Genomic DNA, 3,380 nt, shown 5'->3' with positions numbered 1-3,380 from the left:
AATTTTGGCACAAGCTCTTTTTCATATTATTTTGCATAAATATTTTCTAATCTATGCAAAATATATTTGGAGGTGTTTTTATGAAAGTAAATTTATCACAAAAAGAAAGAATGTTACTTGAAGATCAAAAAAGTCATGAGGAAGCTTGCATAGTAAAGTATACTAATTATGCAAATCAAGCTACTGATAGTCAATTAAAGGCAATATTTAATGCTAGCTTACAGTCTGAGAGAACACATCTCGACAGTATAAATCAATTATTAAGCGGAAACCTTCCTCAGATGAATCAACAAGGTAACCAACAAAGTAGTCAGCAAAATACTAATCAAGGCACAAATCAAAATATGACTACAGGAGTACATAACTTATCTGACTATGACATGTGTGCAGATATTTTAATGACAGAAAAATATGTTTCTGGAGCTTACGATACTGCAATCTTCGAATTTAGAGATACAAATGTTCGTGATGTTTTAAACCATATACAAAAAGAAGAACAAAAGCATGGAGAATCCGTATTTCAGTATATGGAAAGTAAAGGTATGTATAAAGTTCAGTAATTTCACCTTAGGCTGTGGATAACCACCTAGTTATCCACAGCCTTTAAATTTTGGATGTTTATTATTAAAAAGTTTATACATTTGAAGGAATGTTTAACAAGTTGTAGAATTATATAAAAACACATGATTTGTAAATTTTTATATTATACAATTGTATTTCTAAATGCCAGATAAAATACTTCGAAAGGGGTTTATATAATGGAGAAGCAGAATTTCTTAAATCTCTTATCTGATAGCATTTTTATATTTTATAATAACAAAATACTGTTTGCAAACGACGAAGCGCTATGCCTTATAGGGTATAAAAGTATGTATGATATAATAGGCAAGTCAATAATTAATGGACTATCTCCACACCAAGATTGTATAAACACAATAGAGAAGATGATAAGAAAAGTAGAAAATAATGAAGTGGTATCTAAAGTTGTTCAAAAACTAATTAGAAAAGATGGAACTGCGTTGTCTGTAGAAATATCAGGTACACCATATATTTACGAAGAAAAGCATGTAATTATGTTTATAGTACGTAATATAAGTGAAAATATACCGCTTGTTGAACATAGGGGCAAAAGACTAGATAAAAAGGATGTATTTACAGAAGCCATGTCCACTCCTTTTGTATACAATGGAACAGAATCAATACTTACAGTTGCCCATGATATAACGAAAAGAAAAATGACTGAAGAAGCTTTAAAAGAAAGTGAAGAAAGATATGTAAAATTAGTGGAACTTTCACCAGATGCTATTTTTATTACAAATAGAGATAAGTTTGCTTTTGTAAATAATACAGGAGCTGCATTACTAGGAGCTTCATCTACTAAGGAACTTATTGGACAAGATTTTCTTAGATTTTATCATAGTGATTGCTATGATAAAATTAAAGAAAGGTCAAATAACCTATATACTAAAGAAAAAAATCTGCCATTAGTTGAAGCCAAAATGATAAAGTTAGATGGAACAGTTATAGATGTTGAAATATCCAGTACGGATCTTAATTATAATGGTGAAAGAACTATATTAAATATTACAAGAGATATAACAGAAAGAAAAAAAGCTGATGAGAACAAGCGTCAACTAGAAGAAGCAATTCAATTCGATAAATTAAAAACAGAATTTTTCTCAAACATATCACATGAATTAAAAACTCCGTTAAATATAATATTAGCATCAATTCAGCTAATAAATGCCATACACAGAGATATAGAAAAATGCCAGATTTATGATAGATCTAATAAATATATAGGTACTATGAAACAAAATTGTTTTAGATTACTGAGATTAATAAATAATTTAATAGATATTACAAAATTAGATGCAGGATTTTTAAATATGAAATTCGGCAATTATAATATAATATCCGTAGTTGAAGATATAACTTTGTCTATATTAGAATATACACAAAGTAAGGGAATAACACTGTTATTTGATACAGATGTTGAAGAAAAAATAACTGCTTTTGATTTAGATAAAATAGAAAGAGTTATGTTAAACTTACTCTCTAATGCTATAAAATTTACAGATGAAAATGGGAATATATATGTAAACATATATGATAAAGATGATAGAATTATTATTTTAATTAGAGATACTGGCATAGGTATTCCAGAAAATATGATAGATAAAATATTTGATCGATTTAGACAGGTTGAATCTTCCCTCACTCTAAATCAAGGGGGAAGTGGTATAGGTTTATCACTTGTAAAATCTATTGTAGAAGCTCATGGTGGCACAATTACAGCAAAGAGTAAATATGGAGTAGGGAGCGAATTTACAATAGAACTTCCTATTAGATTAGTAAATCAAGATAGTGATGTTAAGCAAGAAAGTATTCCTTTTGAGAGACAAAAGGTAGAGAAAATTAGTATTGAGTTCTCTGATATATATTCATAGAGGAATTGTATTTAAGCAAATTTATATGGGGATACTAGACCGAAAGTTAACTTATACTTCGGAATATGTTTCCAACTTGGAAACATATCCCTTGGCATAAGTTAACTTTCTAGTTCTCAAATTTATAGACAACATATATAATATTTATAAATCAGTTAAATTAAAAGTAGACATTTCAGATATGGGTTTTCTTTTTTTATTTCTTATGCTCTCTGATTTTGGATAGCCTACAGCAATTAGTAGTGCAACCATTTTATCCTTACTCATATGTAAGTGCTTTTTTATTTTCTTTTCATTAAACCATCCTATCATACAGGTGCCTAAACCTTCTTCAGCAGCTTGAAGACAAAAGTGTTCTGCTGCAATTCCAATATCAATTAAATAATAAGGAATACTAGTAATCATTTGTCCAACTTTTGTTTTTAGGTTTCCTTTTGTTGCAGTAACTACTACTAGAATAGGCGCATTTAATGAAAACTTATTAAAAGATACAAGTTCATTAAAAGTTGATCTTGCGATTTTATCTCTCAATTCAGGAGTGTCTATAATCATAAAACTCCATGGTTGAGAATTACAAGCAGATGGAGACAGACGAGCTGCTTCAAGACATCTATCTATCGTCTCCTTTTCGATAGGTATATTTGAATACTCACGAACGCTTTGACGGATTTTAACTAATTCTAAAAAATTCATAGGTACACCTCATTACATATTAAATCTTCATATAAACAATATTATAGCTTATCTAGTTAAGAAGAAAATCTGTAAATTGCTATAATTTAGAGTTTGATTTGAATTTAAGCAGTAAACTAAATCTGGCGTGTCAATATGCTTAATATCTAGTATCATCTTGAGATATGCAGAATTAATGAGATAGTTTAATCTCATGTAAACTTTATAATATAATCTATTAATAAAAAGGTGGTAAGA

The 3,380-nt window shown here is 28.8% G+C and carries 3 protein-coding genes; 2 read left to right on the top strand and 1 reads right to left on the bottom strand.

The features are described 5' to 3' along the window. Window positions 1-80: 80 nt before the first annotated feature. Together I6U51_RS24490 and I6U51_RS24485 are read left to right on the top strand one after the other, a co-directional pair. The gene (locus I6U51_RS24490) at window positions 81-560 is read left to right on the top strand and encodes a spore coat protein (protein ID WP_211145161.1); all 480 of its coding nucleotides are present in this window, start codon (window positions 81-83) and stop codon (window positions 558-560) included. Window positions 561-758: 198 nt separating this feature from the next. Next, complete coding sequence (locus I6U51_RS24485) at window positions 759-2,450, top strand: sensor histidine kinase (RefSeq protein WP_211145160.1); 1,692 nt, start codon at window positions 759-761, stop codon at window positions 2,448-2,450. Window positions 2,451-2,594: 144 nt separating this feature from the next. Here the strand turns inward: I6U51_RS24485 and I6U51_RS24480 are convergent, their stop codons facing one another. Beyond that, a complete protein-coding gene (locus I6U51_RS24480; protein WP_211145159.1) occupies window positions 2,595-3,143 on the bottom strand; it encodes a nitroreductase family protein in 549 nt (182 codons plus the stop codon). Between the last annotated feature and the right edge of the window lie 237 nt (window positions 3,144-3,380).

This window comes from Clostridium aciditolerans (genome assembly GCF_016316925.1).
In the GTDB taxonomy this organism is placed as follows: Bacteria; Bacillota; Clostridia; order Clostridiales; family Clostridiaceae; genus Clostridium_AM; species Clostridium_AM aciditolerans.
The sequence above is the reverse complement of the archived record's forward strand: the minus strand, read 5'-3'. Positions and strand labels throughout refer to the sequence as shown.